Raw genomic sequence first — 22,606 nt, forward strand, 5'->3', positions numbered from 1 at the left:
AGCATGAAACCCGACCGAACGACCCTTCGGAAGTTCAGTCTGATCTCAGCAGCCATATTCACAACCCTCACCTTGGCGATAACGGGATGCGGCGGCGATGAGCAGAAGCGCGAATATGCGATTCCTAGCACTCTGTGCGGAACTGCTGTAGACAGCGACGCTCTTACTCCCTTCCTTCCCGCAGGACAGAAGATCACCGTGAAGGATAAATCCTACTCTGGAGCTAAGGGGTGTCAGGTCACTGTAGACAGCAAGTTGATTTTCACCACCAGCCAGGTATGGCTAGAAGAGGGTAATACGACGGCCTTCGTTGCGGCCAGGCAGTCCCTCAACAGGGCCAGCCATTCCGCAGAGTCAGGAAGGTTCCGGTACTCCGAATACGAGGCATTTGGAAAAACCCGGGGCTGCGTCGACACCAAGTACAAGCAAGAACTCTATACCATCATGCAGGCATCGGGCTCAAAACATAGGGACGCCGAAGCCATGAAACGCCTCATTATCTCATACACCAACGAAGTCGAGAAATCAGCTGAATGTAAGGCAGGAGCCTTGTAGCGAAGCAGCCAATCATTGCTGCCGTTGAAGGAACACCGGTCGATCACGTCCTGAGGAATCGGATCACCCACCGAAGCCGTACTCCTTGGACTTGTCGGGCAGTATGAAAACTTCAGACGTGTCAGCGCGACGGTGGAGAAAACGACCCCGCAGCGCATCTCCTACTTTCTGGATCGTGTGGATCATCCGCTTGAGGGCGGGGGTTGACGCGGCAACACCACAGGACGTGAAGCCGACGAACTTCAGAGGGCCTGACTTGACCACCGACGACACACTCACTTAGCTACGCCAGCTCCATCGTTGAAAAATGACCGCGACGTCTATCAGCAGAACTGACTGAATTACCCACCAACGCCCAAGTCATCGGGGATGTTCGGCTCATTGGTACATGCCAGCTCATCCCGCAGCGTGCGAGCCAGCTTGACGGCCAACTGCTGGTGGAACGCCTCCGAGACTCTCGGGGGACTCGGCGCGCTGACCCTAATTTCGAGAAGCACTTGGGCCTGCTCACTTGCGCCCTTGATGGCACAACGGAAAACAAGGTCGACGTCCCGGCCCACGCCTGAGGGGTCAGCTACGTAGACGTCCGCGGCTGCACGATGCCAGCGTTCGGTGTTGGTCTGCACGGCCTTCAGGGAGTCTGCTGCCCACCTCGCCGTCGAAGTAAGACGGCCGTTGCCCGAGATCCCACAGGCTCGTACTCTTCGAATCCCATGAATTTGCCGTAGGGGTCAAGCGCTTCTTGAGTCAGACCTTCCTTGAGCTGCTCAACAGAAAGAGCGCTATTGGAGAACTTGAGATCGCCGGAATCAAGAATACCCCGCAGAGACTCCATGTTCTTTCCTCCGAACAGTGCGTTACAGGTTTTCCACTGCGTGGGGTATTCCTCGCTCAGCTCAGCTCCGGAGCAGCCGGAAAGCACGACACCTGCCACAACGACGCTGAAAACCGGAAAGAGTTTGCTGCTGATCACGCCAAAGCACCTTTCTTCCCATCCCAGATGGCGTCAGCCTGTTCCGGCCTACAGTTCGGACGGCATCCTGAAGCCAGGCCGGAAGTCCCGCGTTGGACTTACAATCGAGCAGATCGGAAAAGGCGCGGCTTGATTCGTAGATAATGCGCTAATTGTCCTCCTGTGCCACCTTCTCGGACTCGGAAACTTAATCATTGGATCGGGATTCCCCCGCACCAACACCGTCGCTCCGGTGCCTGAATTGAACCTCTGCTGGAGCACTGGAAGTAGAGCAACTGATCAACGCAATACAGGGTGGGCACCTCCCGTGCGTGCCCACCCTGGTTTTGCAGACTGTGCGCTCCTACTGGAAGTAGCTGGCGCCCTTCAGGTCGCCGCCTCGGTAGTCACCGCCGGCGGTGTGGACTCGCTGCGAGATGTTGACCAGCGCCTGGTGGATGCCCCGCGCGTGCGTGTCCCACTGCTTGGACTTCTTCTGGAACTCCTCGTACGCCTCGCCGCCCCAGCCCGAGGACACGTTGAGCACGGCCTGCTTCAGGGCCTCGAGGTCCTCCTCGAGCTTCTTGGCCTGGTTGCCGAGCTCAGTGGCGAGCGCATCCATGGTGCCGTACGTGACGGCCAGTTCGTCGTAGTGGGCTCCGGACATGTTTCCCTCGTTTCTGTGCAGATTTCAGCCGGACTGCGCAGCCCGGAAACGGTGCGGCCCATTGCCGCCGATGGCTCGTCAGTAGCTTCAGTAGCTGTTGAGCGCCGAAGTCTTTCCACCGAGATCGTCCACCGAGATCTGCTTGAGGTCGGCCTCGATCTGGTCTTCGAGGTTGCGCTTGTCGATCTTGTTCAGGTTGATGCCCTCGAGGAAGTCGTCGAGCATCTTGCCGATCGCGACCATGTGCTGGTTGATTTCCGTCTGCTTCGCGTTGAACGCCTGGGCGCCCTGTCCCCTCCAGGCCTTCTCGATCATGTCGATCGTGCCCTGCAGCTTCGCGAGCGATCCCCTGATGTTGTCGTACCGATCGACGACCTCGGTCTGAAGCCTCTGTACGTCGCCTTCATTAAGCTTGCGGTCGACCATTTCGGCACTCCCCTTCGTAAGAGCTATGGTTCGTTTCCGAGCGCGTCACCGCGTCGGAGAGGTCGCGTGTGACCGGTTGACGTGTGTGAGTCGTCATGCTTTTCGGCGCGAGCGGATCACCGCGAAGGCTCCGCCCCCGATGACCAGGACAGCCCCTGCAGCTCCGAGGGCGACCCACATCGTGGTGTTGTCGGACGACTCCGAGATCGATCCTGCCGCCGAAGTCTGGCCGCCAGAAGGGTTCTTGGGGGCCTGTGACGAGGTCGATGAGGGAGCGGAGGGTGAGGCGGTGACGCCTGTGACGCCGGTTCCGTTCTCAAAGCTGAGGGGGTCGGTGGCGGCTGGCCCCGGGTTGATGCTGCTGTTCTCCAGCACCTTGCGGGGGCGGACGGCGCCGTAGCCGAGGTAGTTGCTCCGCTCTCCCTTCGCCCAGGTACGGCCAGCTGTATCGATCATGGTGCGCAGGACCTGGTTGGCCGTCCAGTTGGGGTGGGCGGACCAGATGAGGGCCGCCGAGGCGGAGGCGATGGCAGTGGCCATACTCGTTCCTCGTCCGTCGCAGTACGAGCGGAATGTAGCGTCGCACCACGCGGGCACGTTGAGACCAGGAGCCGCCAGATCGACATAGTTGCCGTGCTCCGAGAAGTCGCCCACCCTCCCCTTGTCGTCTGCGGCAGCCACCCCAACCACATAGGGATAGGCCGCAGGGTAGTCAATGAAGTTCTTAGCTTTAGCGTCGTTGCCGGTGCTGGCAAACATCAACTTGCCCTTGGAGTGGGCGTACTTGATGGCCTTCTCCTCGTCCGGGTCGATGAAGCGACCGCCGTAGGACATGCTAATGATCTGAGCGTCGCTGTCCGCAGCCGCCTTAATCGCATCCGCCGCGGAGGGGGTCTTCTTCTTGTCGGTCTGGTTCTCCACACCGTTGACGAGCATCCGAATGGGGATGATCTTCGTCCCTGGAGCCAAGCCCTGCATACCCCCTCCGGCACCAGTCCCGGCAATCAATTCCGCCATGCTGGTGCCGTGGCCGTCGTAGTCCTCGGTAGCGTTGTACGAGACTGCATCCGGTACCTCGTCTCCGAGCACCTGACCCTTCAGGGAAGGTGTATCTGGATTCACGCCGGTGTCCAGCACGGCAACTTTGATGCCTTTGCCGGTACTGATCTTCCACATGTCTTCGGCGTGCATCGCGTTCAAGTACCACTGCTTCGACTGAACGTCTGCGGCGACCGCACTCGGAGCCAGCCCCGAAGACATGATTGCGAAAGCACCGAGTGCCGCGCACGCGGTGGACACCCGTCTTCCGGCAAGTCCTGCGAAGAACGCAGTCACTCCGCCACGTGGGCTGGTCCCTGTCATGCCTCTGTAGATCCTCGCTCTTATCAGTCAGTCACTGGTGGCGTGTTGCGTCGCCCGGTCTCCGGTTGAGACTCACCCTCACGATCCCTGCGGTTCGTGATTCGTCGATTTCCGGTCCCGCCATGCGGCGCGCCTGCACCGCCTCCGGCCGGTCCACCGCTTCTCCCTGCTGGGGCTCGTCCCTTGGGTGTACCGACGACGCCGTCGGCATTGCCCGCGGCGGGACGCGCAGTCTGGCCCGGACGAGCGCCAGGGGTGGACTTCGGCGCTCCGATCACTCCGCGCTGCCCGATTTGGCCGGCGGGCGCACGGGAGCCGGTGTTGCCGCCGGCGCCGACGACCGTACCGCGCGGGACCTTGGAACCGGTCGCCCCTTGAGGACCTGCGGCGGGTCTTCCTCCGACAACTCCGTTACCGCGCGCCGCACCTGTGGCACTCGCACCGCCCGCGCGGTCGCTCGACTGTCCTCCGACGGTGCGTGGCATTCCGCCGGACACGCCTCGGCCCATGGGGGAAGCGCTGCCACCTCGAGCACCTGACTGCCCCGTGGTGGTGGCGTGACCCATCGGGCCAGTGGTACCGCGACTGCCGACGGTGCCGCTCGAAGCGCCTGTACGACCCTGAGCCGAGATCGGGGCCCTGTTGCCGTTCGCTCCGCCGAAACCCGAGGTGCGGCCGGCCAAGCCGCTCTGGGCAGGAGGAACCGTGCCGGAGGGAAAGGGAGGGGTGATCCCACCACTGCCGCTCGGACCCGTCACCGTATGTGGCGCATTGGTAAGCGGCCTTGTGGTTTCCTGGGACGGCAGGGTGCCTACGCTGTCGATCCTCGTGCCAACGTTCCCATCCTGCGAAATGGCCGAGTCGTCCACTGTCCTCAGCGGCGGCGTGGTGTCTCCCGAGCGCGGGTGTTCTGTTCCCCTGTTTGGAGTGTCATGTCCGGCAGCCATGGACTCACGAACGGCCGCAAGCCCACCGGAGCTTTGCACTTCCCCAGCGTCGCGGGGAGCCCTGTAGTTCGGATCCGGCTTAGGCACCCCCACATCCGGCATAGGCTCGAACGTCGGCGGCTCCTGCCCCGCCATGACCTCCTCCGACACCGCGTAGAAGGACGCCAGACGATTCATCTGGTTGATCGCCTCTTGGCGGTCCTTCTCGGCCTTGACCGCCGCCGCGTACTCCTTGTTGCCCTCCACCTGCATGTGCGTCGGGATCTGGTCCACGGTCTTGGGGACGAGCCGGCTGTCACGTGGCGGCATAGCCGTACGGACGGAGGCAAGCCCCGTGGCCGCTGCTGTGATCTGCGTGCCCGTCACTCCGGCGAAGGCGGCGAGTTCGAGAGCGTGCTTGACGAGATTTTCGCCCCACTTGTAGAAAGCCGTGGCGGTCTCGCCCTCCCACTCCACCCGACCGATGTGGCCTTTGAGTTCCTCGGCTGCCTTCTCGATCGCGTCCTTGGCGTTCCACAGAGCCGTGCCCGCCGTCTCCAGGTCCTCCGGCCTCGCGGACTCGACCAGGTCGATCATGGCGTTCAGGTCGTGGCCCTCGAAGTTCGACCTGCCCAGGGCGGCACTGAGGGTCGCGGCGGCGAAGGGAGTCGCGTTCACCACGCGACTGGCCTTGTTGATGATGCCGGCCTGCTCGGCGACCTGCTTCTTCTCCGCCTGGTGCGGATCCTGGGGCTTCTGCTTGTCGCTCACTAGTAGGTGACCGTCCGCTCGTCGTTGCTCTTCGGTGCGGACTTGCCTTGCTTCTCGGCCTCTGCGGCGTCCTTCTCGCGCTGCGCGTCCCGCCACTCGCGGTCGATGCCGGTCCGGATCTCCCAGAACCGTCGACGCTGTTCCTCGTCGAGGTCGCTGAAGTTGCCCCCCGCACCGATGACGGCGATCTGGAGCGCCTCGATCTGCAGGCCCAGGTTCTTGGAAAGCGCAGTCAGACGCTCATGGACCCGCTCGTACTGCGCATGGAGGCCCTTGGCCTCGGCGAACCCACCCGCACCGCTGAACGACGCTTCGGAGAGGCGGTGCGCACCGACCTTCTGCGCGCTGCCCTGCGAGCCCTCGAAATCGGAGAGCGCGGCGTCCACGCGCTTCTTGAACTCGCTCAGTGACTCGAGTCTGACCTTGAGAGCTCGGCGCTCCGCAGCAGGCACGATGCCTTCCCTCCCCGTTCCCCGTTTGTAAAGTTGTCGAGCGGTGCACAGGTGATGACCTGATCGACACGCTCGATGACCACTGTAGTCAAGGTGTGAAACGCGGCCAACTGAACTTTGCGTTGCGCGAGTTACGAGGTTGTCGAGACCCGTCATCGAGAGGCCGACGCCCTCGGCCGAGCCACGAAGTCAGCAGCCCCCCTCACGGGTAGTCACCGCGAAGTCGTACGAAGGGACCGTCACCGTCCCCTGTCCTCCCGCTATGCCCGGCGACTCATAGTCCCCGTCCTTCGACCGGGTGCGCGTGACCTGCATGCAGAAGGCCGAGCCGCCGCCGCTGACCGTGTAACGCGCCTCGGAGGCCGTGTTCGTGGCGGCGGGCGTCGCGTTCACGCCGTACTGCGGGGCGTCGCCGCCGCCGTGCTCGACGACCTCGTTTTCGATCTTCGTCGCCTATTCGTCGATCCAGCGGGTGTCGTTGTCCTCGGCATAGATGTCGCCGAAGCCGGAACTGCCGTCCAAGGCGTCCGTGGCCCCCTGCACCGCGCTGGTCAGCTCGCTGTCATCCCACTCCATGTCGTCGGAGACGCCGAAGCCCTGCACGCTCAGGTAGATGCCTACGCCGGCCAAGGCGACGAAGGTGACGCGAGCGGCGACGAAGAAGGCGTCGGGCAGTTCCTCGGCCGACGGGTTGATGCCGGCGCGCCACGCCCGGATGCGGTCCGCCTTGATGCAGGCCATGGCCAGCAGCACGGCGGACAGGACGAGGCCCAGGACATTCAGTTGGGTCAGCGCGTCCATGATCCGCCCTCCGGTCGTCGCTTCTGCCTGCGCCGCGCGTCCCGGAGCGCCACCGCCGTGCCGCCCAGCGCCGCGACGAGGACCACCGCGCCCACGGCCACGTACGTGGCGAGGCGGGCGTTGCGTTCCTCGGCGGTTTCGCCGATCTGGAACTTGGCCGGGGTGGGGGCTTCCGGTTTGCCCAGGCCTGCCTGGGGGTTGGGGGACTCTATGGGGTGTTCGTCCTCCGTCAGGGCGCGCACGGGGTCGACCACTCCCCAGCCGACCAGGCGGTCGTGGCCCGCGACGGTGCGCTCCGCGGTCTGTTCGATCTGGGCGACGATCTGCCGGGCCGTCCAGTCGGGGTGCTTCGCCTTGATCAGCGCCGCGAGGCCGGCGACGTACGGCGCCGAGAAGCTCGTACCGTTGTCGGAGCAGTGGCCGCCCTTGGGAACGGTGGAGATCATGTCGACACCGGGGGCCGCGACGCCGACGAACTCGCCGGACTGGGAGAAGGCGGCGCGCTCGTTGTTGCGGTCCGAGGCGGCGACGGCGAGGACGCCCTCGTAGGAAGCCGGGTAGGTCTCCTTGACGTTGCCGCCGAGGCCGTCGTTGCCCGCGGAGGCGACGACCACGATCTTCTCGTTCAGGGCCCGGTCGATCGCCAGCTTCAGATCGGACGTCGACGTCATCGGCTTTGTGGTGTCCTGGGAGATGTTGATGACGTCGGCCTTGGCCTGGATGGCGTAGCGGATCGCGTCGGTCAGGGTGTCGACGTCGCCGTGACCCTCCGCGTCGTTCTGCTGGATCGGGATGATCGTCGCCTCGGGGGCCAGGCCCACGAAGCCGGTGCCCTCGGCGGGCCGGGCCGCGATGATGCCGGCGACCTTGGTGCCGTGGCCGACCGTGTCCGTGGTGCCGTTCTCCTTGCCCCGTTCGATCGGGTTGCCGTCCTCGTCCTTGAGGTTCTTGGGCAGGAAGTTGCGGCCGCTCTTCACGTCGACCGCGTCGGTGAGTTGAGGATTCGTCACATCGACGCCGGTGTCGATCACCGCCACGCGCATGTCCTTGCCCTTGGACTGGCTCCACAGCTCGTCCAGGAGGACGCGCTGCAGGGACCAGGGTCGGCCCGGGTACTTGCCGTTGGGGAAGGCGCACTGGTCCGAGTACGGGAGGTCGGCCGCCGCCGCGGGGGGCGCGAGGACGACGGGGGCGGTCGTGAGCAGGGTCGCGGCCGCCACCGTGGTCGCCGTACGGAGGAAGGAGGGCACGTGTGGCACGTCCTGCCCCCTCAGGATCCCTGCGGCTGGCGTGCCGCCGTCGTCGACAGGCGTGGGCCGGTGGGCAGGAACTCCGACCAGGCGGCGGGGATCGGCGCGGGGTCCACGTCCTTGTAGCCGAGCCGGGTCTGGGCCTGCCGGGCCTCCTGCTGGGCCTGCTCGCGGTCCTTGGCCGTCGTACCGATGCCGGCGTCGTCCGCGCCGCTGTCGGCGTTGGACTGCAGGACGTAACGCAGGCCCGTGTCGGTGACGAGGAAGACGGGGCCGGCCTTGGTCTCCCTGCCCTGGAACTGGCGGTAGAGCTGGCCGGAGCCGGGCGTGACGTAGGCGCTGGAGGAGCCGGTGGGGAGCTTGGCCGGGAAGTCCGTGCCCGCCCAGGTGCTCAGGGTTGTGGCGCCGGAGCCGGTGTTGACGCCGTGCAGGACGTTGCACACGGTGCTGCGGCTCCCTGCCGCGCCGGAGGCTTCGTTGACGGGCTGGGGGTCCTCGGTCGGCCAGCGGTGCTCGGTGCCGAACGGCTTGCCGGGGACGATCGCACCGGGGCTCATGCCCTTGGCTTCACCGGCCTGGCCGAGGGAGGCCAGGTCCTCGCTGAACAGCAGGAGTTGGGCGACGAAGGCCGAGATGGGGGCGACCCGGCCCGGCAGCACCACGTAGTACTGGTCGCTGTTGAGGTCGGACGCCCTGAGCACCATGCCGACCTTGTTGGTCTTCTCGTCCAGTTGACCTGGGGCGTCGGCCGCGATGCCGACCTGGTCGGGGATCTTCGGGAAGGAGATCGGGTCGCCGGTGTGCAGGGTCTCCAGCCACTCCTCGGATACCTTCTGCGGCTTGCGTCCAGAGCCGACGACGGCGCGCAGCAACAGTTCGTCGCTCTTGTCGACGGGGTACGAGCGTCCACTCGCGTCCACCACGTAGTGGCTCCCGTCCGGGGAGGCGACGTAGAGGAGTTGACCGCCCGTCAGCTTCTCTCCCTTGCCCTCGGTCGCTTGCATGTCGCGGGAGGCAAGGACCAGGGCCGCCTTCTGGATGGACTCGCCGCCCGCGCTGGGGCGTTCGCAGACCGCCCAGCGTTTCTCGCTGCCCGCCTCGGACGCCGAGGGGAGACGGTCGGGCGCGTACGGGATGCCGATGGTGACGCCGTGCGGGATCTTGCCGTTGTCGAGGACGGACTCGGCGACGGTCACCACCTCGCCCTGGCCCTCGTTGAGGAGCAGCTTGGCGGACGCCATGTTGAGGACCGGGTGCAGCTGGACCTGTTTGCCGGTCTTCAGGACGACGTAGCGCGTGGTCGAGTCGCTGGCGACGATCACCTTGGCGTTGGGCTCGTTCCAGCCCTTGGGCGCGGTGGGCTTGAACATGCCCCAGGCCCCGAACACGGCCATGACGACCACACCCACGATGACGCCGGGGACGACCGCGCGCAGCGGACGTGGCGCCCCCTCCTCCGAACCGTCGGGCGACGACTGCAGGAAGGCCGCGAGCATGCGGCGTTTCGCGAAGGTGTAGGCATTGAGCTGGTCGCGCCGAGATGCCATCTGTCCCTGTCTCTCCCCGTGTTCACATGTGCCGCGCTCACCAGGTGTGACATGGTCCCCCGGCCCCCGGTGTCAGAGCGGCCCCCTACTATGCCTGGTATCCGCGGGGTCTTGCGGAGCGGGTAGGGTACCTGGGCCATCAAGGGCCTTGTGCGGTGCTGAAATACCGGCGAGTTGCCGGCAAAACGGGGGGATGGAGTGATGGCTTCCGGAACGCGCGCCCGGCCCCGTGACCGATCGCGGGCACGGGGCGCTTCGGCGCCTGCGCAGAGACCGGCGCAGCGGCCGGCCTCGCCGGGCGCATTCCACTCCAAGGTGCGTTCCGGTCAGGTCGGGGCATTCCGGTTGCGACGCCTTGTCCTGTTCGAGATCGCGGCCGCCATCCTGCTCGTCGGGTGGGTGATCGACCCCGTGGCCCTGGTGCCTGCGGCTGCCCTCGCCGTCTGCCTGGTGCTCCTCTCCGTCCTCCGTCGCCGCGGGCGTTCCCTGCCCGAATGGCTGGCCACGGCGCAGGCGTTGCGGGCGCGGCAGCGGCGGGCGGCGAGTACGCCGATACCGGAGGGCACGGAGCCCGGGCTGGCGCCGGCCTTGGAGTGCGACCCGAGTCTGCGGACGTACACGTACGCCGGCCGTGACCGCCGGCCTGTCGGAATCGTCGGGGACGGTACGTTCGTCACCGCGGTCCTGCATGTCGAGGCCGAAGCCACCGCGCTGCGGGCCGAGCGGAACAGACAGCCGTTGCCGCTCGCTCTGGTATACGACGCCCTGGAGGTGGACGGTGTCCGGCTGGAGTCGGCGCAGGTCGTGCTCCACACCCAGCCCGCGCCCGCGATCCATCTGCCCCAGCAGTCCGTGGCCGTCGCCAACTACGCGCCCTTGCAGGAACAGACGGGTGCTCCGGCCGTACGCATCACGTGGATCGCGTTGAAGCTCGACCCGGAACTGTGCCCGGAAGCCGTGGCCGCGCGCGGGGGCGGCCTGGTCGGAGCGCAGAAGTGTGTCGTGCGTGCCGCCGATCATCTCGCGAGCCGACTCACCGGAGCCGGATTCCGGGCGACCCTCCTCGACGAGGAGCAGCTGACCTCCGCCATCGCCACTTCGGCCTGCGCCAACCCGCTGGTGACGGCAGAGGCGGGACGGACGGACACGCGGGAGCGGCGGACTGAGGAGTCAGGCCGGAACTGGCGCTGCGACAACCGCAGACACACCACGTACTGGATCCGTCGGTGGCCCGCGCTGGGTGGCGAGAGGGCGCCGTCGCTGCCGCAGCTCGTCGCCCTGGTCACGGCCGTACCCACCCTCGCCACCACCTTCAGCCTCACGCTCAGGCGCGGGGAGCGGAAGGAGGTGTCCGTGTGCGGGCACCTGCGGGTGACCGGGCGCAGCGACGACGAACTCGTCGCCGCCCGGCGCGCAGTGCAGGCCGCGGCCCGACACACGGGCATGGGGCTCGCCCGCCTCGACCGGGAACAGGTACCCGGCATGCTCGCCACTCTGCCCCTCGGAGGTGCCCGGTGACGGCGACGACCCCGCGCGTGGGGCAGGCGGCGGCCACCGGCCGGGGCGAGCCGCAGACCTCTGCCCCCGGGCAGGCGCGTGAACTACTGCGCCGCGGCTTCGGGTTGATCGGCCCGAGACACCCGCGGCACTCCGTGACCGTCGACCAACTGGACACCCTCGCCCTCCCCGTCGCCGACGACGGCGTCGTCATCGGCGTGGACGCGGAGAGCCGGCCCGCGGTACTCGGGCTCAATCGGCCGATGCCGTACGACGTCGTCCTCATCGGTGGGCTGTGGACCGTGCAGGTCATCGCGCTCAGGGCGGCAGCGACGGGGGCGCGGGTCGCCGTGGAGACGGGGCGGGCGCAGGTCTGGATGCAGATGGTGCACGCCATGGGGGGCGGGCAGAACGGGATGGCCGTGTACGACGTCGGGCGGGTGCCGCCGCAGGGTGCCTCAGCCGGTACGCCGGTGTTGGTGGTGCGGGACTGCGGGATGCGGCCGCCTCGCGGTCGCGTGGTCTCCGGGCCCTGGCAGTCGGTGCTGACCCTGTTGCCGTACGTCAGCCCGGTCGCTCCGCGGCTCGTGCGGCAGTCGCGGCTGGTCGGGATTCAGAGGGTATCGCCGGACGAGGCCATGGAACTGGGCCGCACGATGGCGCTCACCCGAGCCGAGATGGACTCCCTGCCGGGACTCTCCGACGGTCTCACCCTGTGGTGTACCGATCGCGATCGGCAGTACGTGATGACACAGCCCACGGACGCGGAGACCGGCCTGTTGGGTACGCCACGTCGGATGGACTGACGGACCTCGCAGCGAAAGCGCTCGTAGCACCCGGTTCGTCAACTGTTGCGCCAGGAATTACGTCGCATTTGCGGGGCTTTCAGGGGCCCGCGTTGCTGTGGAGGGGCAGACGGGCCTGCCGGGGCGAGGCGTGTGGTGATTAGGCTGGTACGGGGCGCGACGTCAGAACCCGTGGAGTCGGCGTCGGCGTCCCAGGGGGAAGCGGGGGCGCCTGTGGATCGGACGACCTCGGACGACCTCCATACGCCTCAAACGACATCGCACGACGTCGGACGACAAGCAAGGGTCGCCCCAGCACGGCATGAGGGTGCTCGACCACACCAGGAGGAACACTGTGAGCAGCGATCGGGACGGGAACCGCGGGGGCTGGGCGACACCCGGCGATGACCAGCCCGACGCGGAGTCCGCGGCAGAGATGACGGGCGAGTTCACCATCGACTACGCGCCGCCGGCGTGGTACACGCAGAACGCCTCGGGGAGTTCGAGCTCAGGGCAGGGGGCGGGTGCGTCCGAGGGTTCCAGTGCTTCCGGGGCAACCGGGAAGTCCCGTCCGCAGGGGGGTTCCGGGGCGCCGAGCGGGCCCGTTCCGCCGCTGCCGGGGCTCACTCCGCCGCCGCATGCCAATCCTTCCGGTGGGGCATCGTCCATTCCGAGGCAGGGGCAGGGGCAGGGGCAGGGGCAGGGGCAGGGGCAGGATTCTGGCTCGGCACCGGCTCCTTCTCCGGCTCCAGGGGCGCCTTTCACGCCGCCCGCGCCGCCGCCTGCACCGGGCGCTCCGTTCACGCCTCCCGCGCCTCCCGCGCCCTCGCCGGGTACGCCCTTCGCGCCGCCCGCGCCTGCTGCCGGAGGGCCGGCTGCCGTGCCCCGGCTTCCGGTGGGGTTCGAGCCGCAGGGTGCGCAGTCCCCGGGGGCGCAGCCGCAGGAGAGGACCGAGGCGCCTGCGGCGGATCCGGCCTCTCCCACGGCCGTGCCGAACATCCCCGTCGGCGGGTATCAGGCGCAGTGGACGCCGGCCGCTCCGGCTACTCCGGAGGCTCCGGCTGTTCTCGACGCTCCGGCTGTTCCCGAGGCTTCAGCCGCTCCGGCTTCCGATGATGCGGAGTCGGGGGACGGTGATCTGGAGAGCGGTGCCACGATGCGGTTCTCCGCCGTCGCCCTGAAGCGGGAGATCGAGGAGCGTGCCGCCGAGGCCGAGGCGCGGCTGGAGTCGGCCGACGAGGACCAGGACGAAGACAAGGGCAGGGACGAGGACGGCGCGGTCGCTTCCGGCCCGAGTGACGGGTCCGAGCCGGATGAGGAGTCCGGCGGTGACGTCGAGGACGCTCCCAGCGACGCCGACGCCGACGCCGACGCCGACGAGCACGAGGCCGAGGACGAGGACGTCTCCTCCGAGACGGCGGTCACGGTGGGTGCGGCTGACGTGTCCGGTGCGGACGGTCCTGCTTCCGAGGACGCCGACAGCGGGGACGTGGAAGCCGCGGTGACCGCACCGGAGGAGGAAGCTCCCGAGGAACCTACTTCGGAGGAAGCGGCTCCGGAGGCGGAGACGGAAGAGGCCGTGCCGCAGGATGCCGAGCTTGAGGACGCCGCGCTCGGGGACCCCGTGCCTGCCGATGGGGACCCCGCTGCCGCAGTGGGGGCCGACGAGGTCCCGGTGGCTCCCGAGCCGGCCGACGCACAGCCCGACAACGCCCCGCCTGCCGACGCCGTGCCCGCCTGGACTCCCCCGGCCCCACAGGCCATGCCGCCGCTGCCGCCGTCGTATCAGCCGGCCGCCCCCGCGCCGGCCAGCCAGTGGCCCGCGCAGCCGCAGCACCAGCCTCAGCCGCAGGCACAGCCCACAGACCCGAACGCGCCCGCGCAGCCGCAGCCGACTGCCGCGCAGGGACAGCCGCAGGTGCCGGCTCAGCAGCCGCCGTTCCAGCCGCAGGCGCCGCAGCCCGCGCCGGCCGCCTGGAATCCGCAGGCCGCACCGACGCCGCCGAACCAGCCGCCCGCCCAGCCCGGACCGCAGCCCGGCGCTTACGGCTTCCCGCACCCGGGAGGTCCGGCCCCGGCCGAACCCAACGCCCAGGGCGGATACGGCTTCCCCCACCCCGGCACCCCGGCCCAGGCCCCGGCCGCCCAGCAGCCCCCGACCCAGCACCCCAACACCCCGCCCGCACCCGCGCCGAACACGCAGGGCGGCTACGGCTTCCCGCCCCCCGGGCCCGGCAACCCGTCAGCCGCCGCACCCAACGCGCAAGGCGGATACGGCTTCCCCCACCCCGGCACCCCCGCCCAGGCCCCGGCCGCCCAGCAGCCCCCGGCCCAGCAGCCCGACAGCCCGCCCGCACCCGCGCCCGCACCCCACGCGCAGGACGGCTACGGATTCCCGCACCCCGGCGCGCCCGCCCCGGCCGCTCCCAACCCCCAAGGCGGCTACGGCTTCCCCCACCCCGGCGCCCCGGCCCCGGCCCCGGCCGCGCAGCAGCCCCACCCCGGCGTGCCCCCGCAGGCCCAGGCCCAGCCGCAGCCCGAAGGGCAAGGGCAGCCTCCGCAGCCCGTGGACCCGCGGACCGGTGCCGCCTGGCCGCAGCCCATGCAGCACGACCAGCGGCAGCCGACCAACCCGGGTGCCGCGCCGCTCGGTTACACCGCTGCCGTGGAGTTGTCGTCCGACCGGCTGCTCAACAGCAAGAAGCAGAAGGCCAAGAGCAGCCGTCCGGTGGCCGGTGGCGGGCGGTTCAAGATCGGTGGGAAGAAGGAGGAGGCCGAGCGGCAGCGGAAGCTGGAGCTGATCCGCACGCCCGTGCTCTCCTGCTACCGGATCGCCGTGATCAGCCTCAAGGGCGGTGTCGGCAAGACGACCACGACCACCGCGCTCGGCTCCACGCTCGCCACCGAGCGGCAGGACAAGATCCTCGCGATCGACGCGAACCCGGATGCGGGGACCCTCGGGCGCCGCGTGCGGCGGGAGACCGGGGCCACCATCCGTGACCTCGTCCAGGCGATCCCGTACCTCAACTCGTACATGGACATCCGGCGGTTCACGTCGCAGGCGCCGTCCGGGCTGGAGATCATCGCCAACGACGTCGACCCGGCCGTGTCCACGACGTTCAACGACGAGGACTACCGGCGCGCGATCGACGTGCTGGGCAAGCAGTACCCGGTCATCCTCACCGACTCCGGTACCGGTCTGCTCTACAGCGCCATGCGCGGGGTGCTGGACCTCGCCGACCAGCTCATCATCATCTCGACGCCGTCGGTGGACGGTGCGAGCAGCGCGAGTACGACGCTGGACTGGCTGTCGGCGCACGGGTACGCCGACCTCGTCGCCCGCTCCATCACCGTCATCTCCGGGGTGCGCGAGACCGGCAAGATGATCAAGGTCGAGGACATCGTGTCGCACTTCGAGACGCGCTGCCGGGGCGTCATCGTCGTGCCGTTCGACGAGCATCTCGCCGCCGGTGCCGAGGTCGACCTCGACATGATGCGGCCGAAGGTGCGGGAGGCGTACTTCAACCTCGCGGCGATGGTCGCCGAGGACTTCACCCGCCACCAGCAGGCGCACGGCCTGTGGACCTCCGACGGCAACCCGCCGCCGGTGGCCGCCCCGCCGCTGCCCGGCCAGGCCGCCCCGGGCCAGCCCCAGCCTCCGTATCCCGGCCAGCAGATCCCAGGGCAGCCGGGCCCGTACCCCCAGCAGCCGCAGCCTGGGCAGCCGCAGCCCCAGCCCGGACAGCCGTACGCCCAGCCCGGCCAGCCGTACCCCCACCCGGGCCAGCCCCCTGCCCAGCCAGGACAGCCGTACCCGCAGGCCGCCGGCCAGCCGCCCTACCCGCAGCCCGGGCAGCCGCCCGCGCAGCCTGGGCAGCCGTACCCCCAGCCCGGACAGCCCCCGGCAGCGCCCCCGCAGCCGGGCTACGGCTATCCGCAGCCCGGTCAGCCGGGTCAGCCCGGTTACGGCTACCCGCAGCCCGGACAGCCGGGTCACCCGGCGCAGCCCGACGGACAGACCCCGCCGCCTCCGCCGCCATCGCAGTAATCGCCTCACCCGATCGGCCCCTTTCGAGGGGCCGATCCCCTTCGTGGCCCGCGCCGTTCCCACTCGGCGCGGGCCACGGCGCGTTCCGGGGCGAAATCCGTTGCCAGGCCCTGGCCAGGGCGGCGTCAGTGGTCTTGACCAATGGCTACGAAAAGCTCGCTAATTCGTTATTTCCGCAGGCCACAAGGGGTGAATGTGCCGTTGACGCGTAGAGACGGCCGCTGGTAGACACACTCATCATCCATCTGACACCTGATCAACCCGTCCTTTCCGTCCGAGCGATGACGCGAGGTCCGACCATGGGTACGAAAGATCAGACACGCAGCCTCCCGCGCGGCCTCCGGCTCGTCGCCGTGGCCGGAGCGGCCGCGCTCACCCTCACCGCCGGTCTCGCGACCCCGCTCGACCCCGCGCCCCGGCAGGCCCGGGCGGCCGACGACGGCAAGAAGGTGCTGACCGTCGCGGTGGCGCAGAGCGTCGACTCGCTCAGCCCGTTCCTGGCGGTCCGGCTGCTCAGTACGAGCATTCACCGGCTCATGTACGAGTACCTGACGAACTACGACCCCAAGGACAACCACGCCATCCCGGGCCTGGCCACCAAGTGGGAGCCGTCGCCGGACAAGCTGACCTGGACGTACACGATCCGCTCCAACTCCAAGTGGTCGGACGGCAAGGCGGCCACCGCCGAGGACGCGGCGTGGACGTTCAACAAGATGATGACCGACTCCGGTGCGGCCACGGCGAACGGCAGCTACGTCGGCAACTTCCGGAAGGTGACGGCGCCCAGCCCGACCAAGCTGGTCATCGAGCTGAAGAAGCCGCAGGCCACGATGACCGCACTCGATGTACCGATCGTGCCGAAGCACGTGTGGGAGAAGGTGTCGGACTTCTCCGAGTTCAACAACGACAAGAGCTTCCCGGTGGTGGGCAACGGGCCGTTCGTGCTGACCGGGTACAAGGCCGACAGCTACGTCCGGCTCAAGGCCAACAAGAGCTTCTGGCGCGGGTCGCCGAAGTTCGACGAACTGGTCTTCCGGTACTACAAGGACCAGGACGCGGCGGTGTCGGCGCTGCGCAAGGGCGAGGTGTCGTTCGTCGCCGGTTCGCCGTCCCTGACGCCCGCTCAGGCGGCCTCCCTGGAGGGCGCTGAGAACATCAGGGTCAACGACGCCCCCGGCCGCCGTTTCTACGCCCTCGCCACCAACCCGGGCGCGAAGGCGAAGAACGGCAAGAAGTTCGGCGACGGCCACCCGTCCCTGCTGGACCAGCGGGTGCGGAACGCGCTGTTCAAGGCCGTCGACCGCAAGGCCATCATCGACAAGGTGTTCCAGGGGCACGCCGTCGAGGGCGAGGGGTACCTCCCGCCGCGCTTCTCGCAGTACTTCTGGAAGCCGTCCGGCGGCCAGGGGCTGACGTACGACCCGGCCGAGGCGGCCCGGATGCTCGACCAGGCGGGTTACAAGGAGAACGGCGACGGCAAGCGCGTCGGCAAGGACGGCAAGCCCATCACCTACCGGGTCCTCTGCCACGCCACCGACCCCAACGACAAGGCGGTCGGCAAGTACCTCCAGGAGTGGTGGGGCAAGATCGGCATCGGCGTCCAGCTCAACTGCCTGGACAACGTGACCGACCCCTGGCTCGCCGGCAAGTACGACCTGGCCTTCGACGGCTGGTCGGTCAACCCGGACCCGGACTTCGTGCTGTCCATCCACACCTGCGGGGCGCTCCCGGCGACCCCGGAGGACACGGGCGCGACCGACAACTTCATCTGCGACAAGAAGTACGACGAGCTCTACGCCCGGCAGCTCGCCGAGTACGACCCCGCCAAACGGGCGGACATCGTCAAGCAGATGGAGTCGCGGCTGTACGACCTCGGGTACATGAACGTCATGGCGTATCCGAACGCGGTCGAGGCCTATCGGACGGACCAGATCAAGTCGATCACGACCATGCCGGCGAAGGCGGGGAACATCTACGGCCAGGACGGCTACTGGAGCTGGTGGTCGGCGGTCCCGGCGGACTCCGGTGGTTCGTCGGACAACGCGTCGTCGACAGGGGTCGTGGTCGGGATCGTCGCAGGTGTCGTGGTCCTCGCCGGGCTCGGCGTCTTCGCGGCGATGCGGCGGCGCTCCACCGCCGAGGACCGCGAGTAGCGCGGGCGAGCGGGCACTGATGACCGCTGACGCGACCCCCGCACTGGTCGAGGACAAGCACACGGCGGCCGGGCCGCGGGTACGCAAGGGCTCCGCGTACCCGCGGTACCTGGCCGGCAAGGTGGCCGGTGCGCTCGTCTCGCTGCTGGCCGTTCTCGTGACCAGCTTCTTCCTCTTCCGGCTGATCCCCGGCGACCCGGTGAAAACCATGACGGGCGGCCGTCAGGTGTCGGCGGAGCAGTTGGCCGCCTACCGCGAGGAGTTCGGGCTCGACCTGCCGCTGTGGCGGCAGTTCACGGACTACTGCGGCAAGGCGCTCACCGGCGACTTCGGGACGTCGTACCAGTTCCGCGCCCCCGTCGTCGACAAGATCACCGAGGCGCTGCCGAACACCCTGCTGCTCACCGGGACCGCCTTCGTCCTCTACACCGCGCTGGGCATCTTCCTCGGCACCCGCTCGGCGTGGCGGCGCGGCGGGCTCGGCGACCGGGTCAACACCGGCCTGGCGCTGACGCTGTACTCCATCCCGTCCTTCTGGCTCGGGCTGCTGCTGATCATCGTGCTGTCGGTGGGCATCGGTCCGATCCCGGGCATGTTCCCCACCGGCGGTATGGAGTCGGGGGGCAAGGAGGGCTTCGCCTACGTCCTCGACGTGGCGCACCATCTGGTGCTGCCGGTGGTGACGCTCGTGGCCGTGGAGTACGGGCAGACGCTGCTGGTCACCCGGTCGGCGCTGCTGGACGAGATGGGCAGCGACTATCTGACGACCGCGCGGGCCAAGGGGCTGCGCGACGACCTGGTACGACGCCGGCACGCCGTGCCCAACGCGCTGCTGCCGACGGTGACCCTGATCTTCATCAACCTCGGCCGGACGGTGGCGGGCGTGATCCTGGTGGAGACGGTGTTCTCCTGGCCGGGCCTCGGCGGGCTGTTCTACCAGGCGCTGAGCGTGCCCGACCTGCCGTTGGTGCAGGGGCTGTTCTTCGTGTTCGCCGCCGCGGTGATCGTGATGAACACCCTTGCCGACCTGGTCTATCCGCTGCTGGACCCCCGGGTGGCCCGATGACGACGACCGACACGGCCCCGAGCCCGCGTGCCCTCGCCCGGCAGCGGCGCCGGGCCTCCGTCGCGCGCTTCTGGCGGCAGTACCGCGCCGAACGGGCGGGCCTGTACGGCCTGACCGTGCTGGCCCTGTGCGCGCTGCTGGCGCTGTTCGCTCCGCTGTTTCTCGGCTCCGACGTGAGCAGTGTGACCGACGCGCCGGGGCGTCCGATGCAGAGCCCGAGCGCCGAGTTCCCGCTCGGCACCGACCAGTTCGGGCGGGACCTGCTGGGCCTGGTGATCTGGGGCTCGCGGGTGTCGCTGCTGGTCGGGCTGCTCGCCGCCGTGCTGTCGGTGGCGATCGGCACGCTGATCGGGGTGACGGCCGGGCACTTCAAGGGCTGGTACGCGACGGTGATGATGCGGATCACCGACTGGTTCCTGGTCATGCCGACGCTGGTGTTGGCGATCGCCCTGGCGACCGTGATGTCCCGCTCGCTGACCACGACCGTCGTCGCGATCGGCGTCACCACCTGGCCGACCACGGCCCGGCTGGTGCGCGCGCAGACCCTCGCGGTGGAGACCCGGCCGTACATCGAGCGGGCCAGGGCGCTCGGCGGCGGCCACTGGCACATCATGTCCCGGCACGTCCTGCCCAACGTGATGCCGCTGGTACTGGCCCAGACGACCCTGATCATCTCCTCGGCCATCCTCGCCGAGGCGACCCTCGCCTTCCTCGGCCTCGGTGATCCCACGGTCGTGTCGTGGGGCGGGCTGCTCCAGGACGCGCGTGAGGCGGGCGCGGTCAGTGCCGGGGACTGGTGGTACCTGGTGCCGCCGGGCATCGCCATCGCCGCGGTGGCGCTGGCGTTCACGCTGTGCGGGCGGGCCGTGGAGTCCGTCCTCAACCCCAGGCTGGGGGTGTCGCGGTGACCCTGCTCGACGTCAGGGACCTGACGGTGACGTACCCGGGCGGGGCGGCCGCCGTGCGCGGGGTGGACCTGCGTCTGGACGCGGGCCGGAAGCTCGGTCTCGCCGGGGAGTCCGGCTGCGGCAAGTCCACGCTGGCGCTGGCCCTGCTGCGGCTGCTGCCCGTCGGGACCCGCATCACGGGTGAGGTCCTCCTCGACGGCGAGGACGTGCTGACGATGAAGTGGGGCCGGGTGCGGGCGGTCCGCTGGGCCGGGGCCTCGGTCGTGTTCCAGGGCGCGATGCACTCCCTGAACGCCGTGCACCGCATCGGTGACCAGATCGCCGAGCCGATCCTGCTGCACCGGAAGGCGACCCCGGCCGGGGCGAAGAAGAAGACCGGGGAGCTGCTGGAGCACGTCGGCCTGCCCGCCGCCCGCGCGGACGCCTATCCGCACGAGCTGTCCGGCGGGCAGCGGCAACGCGTCATGATCGCCATGGCGCTGGCCTGCGACCCGCGGCTGATCATCGCCGACGAGCCGACCACCGCGCTCGACGTGATGATCCAGGCGCAGATCCTCCGGCTCATCGAGCAGCTCGTCGCGGACCAGGACCTGGGTCTGATCATGATCAGCCACGACCTGGCGGTCCTCGCCGACACCTGTGACCGGCTCGCGGTGATGTACGCGGGCCGGGTGGTCGAGGAGGGCCCGGCCCAGCAGGTGTACGAGGACGCCCGGCACCCGTATGCCAGGGCCCTGTCGGCCGCGTTCCCGCGCATCGGCGACCCGGCCTCACGGTTCGCGCCGCAAGGGCTGGCGGGCGACCCGCCCGACCCGGCGGCGCTGCCGTCCGGCTGTACGTTCCATCCGCGGTGCCCGGTGGCGCTGGAGTCCTGCACCGAGGTGGACCCGGTGCTGCGCGAGGCGGGGCCGGAGCGCAGGGCGGCGTGCGTCCTGGTCGGCCCGCCTGGGGACGAGCGCGAGGCCCTGGACGAGCAGGCAGCGCAGGACCCGGAGACCCTGGAGGAAGCGAGGCCCAGTACGCCATGACCATGTCCCCCACGGCCCCCGAGGTCGCCACGGCACCGCTGCTGAGCGCACAGGACCTGCACGTCACCTTCCCCGGCCGGCACGGCGGCCCCCGGGCCCGCGCGGTGGACGGGGTCGACCTCGACATCCGGCCCGGCGAGATCGTCGCGCTGGTCGGCGAGTCCGGCTGCGGCAAGACGACCCTGGCCCGCTGTCTGCTGGGCCTGGTCGAGCCGACCTCGGGCCGGGTCACCTTCGACGGCCGCCCGCTGGAGTACTCCGGCCGGTCCCTCAAGGCGTACCGCAAGCGCGTCCAGCTGGTCCTCCAGGACCCGAGCGGCTCGCTCAATCCACGACACACGGTGTACGACGCTGTCGCGGAGGGCCTGCGCATCCACGGCTGTGGCGGAGACGAACGGACGGCGGTCGCAGGGGCCCTGTCCCGGGCCGGGCTGCGCCCCCCGGAGCGCTTCTTCCTCCGCTACCCGCACGAACTGTCCGGCGGGCAGCGCCAGCGGGTCGTCATCGCGGGCGCGCTCGTCCTGGAACCCGAACTCCTCGTCGCAGACGAGCCGGTGGCGTCCCTCGACGCCTCCGTGCGCGGTGAGATCCTCGCCCTGCTGCTGCGGCTGCGCACCGAGCTGGGCCTGTCCGCGCTGGTCGTCACGCACGATCTGGGACTGGCCTGGAACATCGCCGACCGGGTCGCCGTGATGTACCTGGGCCGGATCGTGGAGACGGGCGCGGTGGAGCAGGTCCTGACCGCACCCCGCCACCCGTACACCCAGGCCCTGCTGTCGGTGCTGCCGGAGGCCCCCGGCGACCCGGTGGTCCTCACCGGCGAGCCCCCGGACCCGTCGCGTGTGCCGTCCGGCTGCCGCTTCCACGCCCGCTGCCAGATCCTCGCGAGCGGCGAGGCGGAACGGGCGGGCGTCGCGGACGCGTGCCGCGAGCAGGATCCGGAGATCCTCGACGGCAGCGGCACGGCCCAGGTGGCATGCCACTGGGCGACACGCTGAAGGCGAAGCCGGGCGGGACGCCCCGGCGCGCTGTGTCGCCCGGCCAGGCGTGAGGTTTCCCGGCGTGAGTGAGGGCGCTGGGGGTCCGGCAGCCGACGAGGGCTGGGAGCGGGAGTCCATGAGGCCAACGGCCCAGGGGTGGAGCCGGAGGACGGCACGGGCGGAGTCCGCGCGGTGGCGCAGGGCACTCTTCCAGTCCGTGTCGCGCGGCGGTAGTTCGATCTCGCGAACACCGGACCCGCGACCCTGCGCCATCACGACGCCGTCATCGGAACGTTGCGCGCCGGAGGATTCTCCGTCCCATGGCCGCGCACGCCGTCTCGCCGACCGACAGCTACCTGTACGGGTGCGTGCTCCAGGAACTGAGCCTGCCGTTCAGAGGCGCGGCGGAGCTGGACGAGGTCGCGAGCGCAC

Annotated in this window: 18 protein-coding genes and 3 pseudogenes; 11 read left to right on the top strand and 10 right to left on the bottom strand. The window is 69.2% G+C overall.

All coding sequences use genetic code 11. The features are described 5' to 3' along the window. The first annotated feature begins 3 nt into the window (after positions 1–3). Positions 4–555, top strand: a complete 552-nt coding sequence (locus tag ACZ6TU_RS22055; protein WP_467677169.1) for a hypothetical protein — start codon at positions 4–6, stop codon at positions 553–555. A 631-nt stretch (positions 556–1,186) separates the two neighbouring features. On the opposite strand, the gene ACZ6TU_RS22060 is transcribed toward ACZ6TU_RS22055, so the two are convergent. From ACZ6TU_RS22060 to eccB, 9 genes are all read right to left on the bottom strand, one after another. Further along, the gene (locus tag ACZ6TU_RS22060; RefSeq protein ID WP_469550448.1) at positions 1,187–1,528 is read right to left on the bottom strand and encodes a hypothetical protein; all 342 of its coding nucleotides are present in this window, start codon (positions 1,526–1,528) and stop codon (positions 1,187–1,189) included. 343 nt (positions 1,529–1,871) lie between these two features. Beyond that, on the bottom strand, positions 1,872–2,174 hold the full coding sequence (locus ACZ6TU_RS22065) for a WXG100 family type VII secretion target (RefSeq protein WP_097221215.1): 303 nt from the start codon (positions 2,172–2,174) through the stop codon (positions 1,872–1,874). An 87-nt stretch (positions 2,175–2,261) separates the two neighbouring features. Next, positions 2,262–2,600, bottom strand: a complete 339-nt coding sequence (locus ACZ6TU_RS22070) for a WXG100 family type VII secretion target (protein WP_467677165.1) — start codon at positions 2,598–2,600, stop codon at positions 2,262–2,264. Positions 2,601–2,693: 93 nt separating this feature from the next. Then, entirely contained in the window at positions 2,694–3,791 is a 1,098-nt protein-coding gene (locus ACZ6TU_RS22075) for a S8 family serine peptidase (protein WP_469550894.1), read from the bottom strand. Between the two features lie 194 nt (positions 3,792–3,985). After that, complete coding sequence (locus tag ACZ6TU_RS22080) at positions 3,986–5,659, bottom strand: WXG100 family type VII secretion target (RefSeq protein ID WP_469550453.1); 1,674 nt, start codon at positions 5,657–5,659, stop codon at positions 3,986–3,988. Continuing rightward, positions 5,659–6,111, bottom strand: a complete 453-nt coding sequence (locus ACZ6TU_RS22085) for a hypothetical protein (RefSeq protein ID WP_469550456.1) — start codon at positions 6,109–6,111, stop codon at positions 5,659–5,661. Before ACZ6TU_RS22085 ends, ACZ6TU_RS22080 begins: the two co-directional genes overlap by 1 nt. 453 nt (positions 6,112–6,564) lie before the next feature. Then, positions 6,565–6,912, bottom strand: coding sequence for a hypothetical protein (locus ACZ6TU_RS22090; RefSeq protein WP_469550459.1), 348 nt, complete (start codon positions 6,910–6,912; stop codon positions 6,565–6,567). Continuing rightward, the gene (mycP, locus tag ACZ6TU_RS22095) at positions 6,900–8,162 is read right to left on the bottom strand and encodes a type VII secretion-associated serine protease mycosin (RefSeq protein ID WP_467677157.1); all 1,263 of its coding nucleotides are present in this window, start codon (positions 8,160–8,162) and stop codon (positions 6,900–6,902) included. Before mycP ends, ACZ6TU_RS22090 begins: the two co-directional genes overlap by 13 nt. Before the next feature lie 20 nt (positions 8,163–8,182). After that, the gene (gene eccB / locus ACZ6TU_RS22100) at positions 8,183–9,709 is read right to left on the bottom strand and encodes a type VII secretion protein EccB (RefSeq protein ID WP_469550463.1); all 1,527 of its coding nucleotides are present in this window, start codon (positions 9,707–9,709) and stop codon (positions 8,183–8,185) included. Between the two features lie 201 nt (positions 9,710–9,910). On the opposite strand from eccB, the gene eccE reads away from it, so the two are divergent. The 9 genes and pseudogenes from eccE (at position 9,911) to ACZ6TU_RS22145 (ending at position 22,192) form a co-directional block, all read left to right on the top strand. Then, entirely contained in the window at positions 9,911–11,227 is a 1,317-nt protein-coding gene (eccE, locus tag ACZ6TU_RS22105) for a type VII secretion protein EccE (protein WP_469550466.1), read from the top strand. Next, positions 11,224–12,012, top strand: a complete 789-nt coding sequence (locus ACZ6TU_RS22110) for a hypothetical protein (RefSeq protein ID WP_467677151.1) — start codon at positions 11,224–11,226, stop codon at positions 12,010–12,012. Before eccE ends, ACZ6TU_RS22110 begins: the two co-directional genes overlap by 4 nt. Positions 12,013–12,313: 301 nt before the next feature. Continuing rightward, positions 12,314–12,475 (top strand): annotated as a pseudogene (locus ACZ6TU_RS22115) (SCO5717 family growth-regulating ATPase); the annotation flags it as partial. 672 nt (positions 12,476–13,147) lie between these two features. Continuing rightward, on the top strand, positions 13,148–16,039 hold the full coding sequence (locus ACZ6TU_RS22120) for a MinD/ParA family ATP-binding protein (RefSeq protein WP_469550896.1): 2,892 nt from the start codon (positions 13,148–13,150) through the stop codon (positions 16,037–16,039). Positions 16,040–16,338: 299 nt separating this feature from the next. Beyond that, complete coding sequence (locus ACZ6TU_RS22125) at positions 16,339–18,192, top strand: ABC transporter substrate-binding protein (RefSeq protein ID WP_469550469.1); 1,854 nt, start codon at positions 16,339–16,341, stop codon at positions 18,190–18,192. 19 nt (positions 18,193–18,211) lie between these two features. Further along, positions 18,212–19,258, top strand: a complete 1,047-nt coding sequence (locus ACZ6TU_RS22130) for an ABC transporter permease (protein WP_467677147.1) — start codon at positions 18,212–18,214, stop codon at positions 19,256–19,258. Beyond that, positions 19,255–20,166, top strand: coding sequence for an ABC transporter permease (locus ACZ6TU_RS22135; RefSeq protein WP_467677145.1), 912 nt, complete (start codon positions 19,255–19,257; stop codon positions 20,164–20,166). The genes ACZ6TU_RS22130 and ACZ6TU_RS22135 overlap by 4 nt, the downstream gene beginning before the upstream one ends. Then, positions 20,163–21,194 carry an ABC transporter ATP-binding protein gene (locus ACZ6TU_RS22140; protein ID WP_469550472.1) on the top strand — a complete coding sequence of 344 codons (1,032 nt, stop codon included), beginning with the start codon at positions 20,163–20,165 and terminating at the stop codon, positions 21,192–21,194. The genes ACZ6TU_RS22135 and ACZ6TU_RS22140 overlap by 4 nt, the downstream gene beginning before the upstream one ends. Then, the gene (locus ACZ6TU_RS22145; RefSeq protein ID WP_467677141.1) at positions 21,191–22,192 is read left to right on the top strand and encodes an oligopeptide/dipeptide ABC transporter ATP-binding protein; all 1,002 of its coding nucleotides are present in this window, start codon (positions 21,191–21,193) and stop codon (positions 22,190–22,192) included. The genes ACZ6TU_RS22140 and ACZ6TU_RS22145 overlap by 4 nt, the downstream gene beginning before the upstream one ends. Positions 22,193–22,282: 90 nt before the next feature. Here the strand turns inward: ACZ6TU_RS22145 and ACZ6TU_RS22150 are convergent. After that, positions 22,283–22,417, bottom strand: a pseudogene (locus tag ACZ6TU_RS22150) (TetR/AcrR family transcriptional regulator); the annotation flags it as partial. A 9-nt stretch (positions 22,418–22,426) separates the two neighbouring features. Between ACZ6TU_RS22150 and ACZ6TU_RS22155 the strand changes: the two are divergent. Further along, a pseudogene (locus ACZ6TU_RS22155) lies at positions 22,427–22,599 on the top strand (TetR/AcrR family transcriptional regulator); the annotation flags it as partial. Positions 22,600–22,606 lie beyond the last annotated feature (7 nt).

It is taken from the genome of Streptomyces sp. NPDC052064, assembly GCF_055585925.1.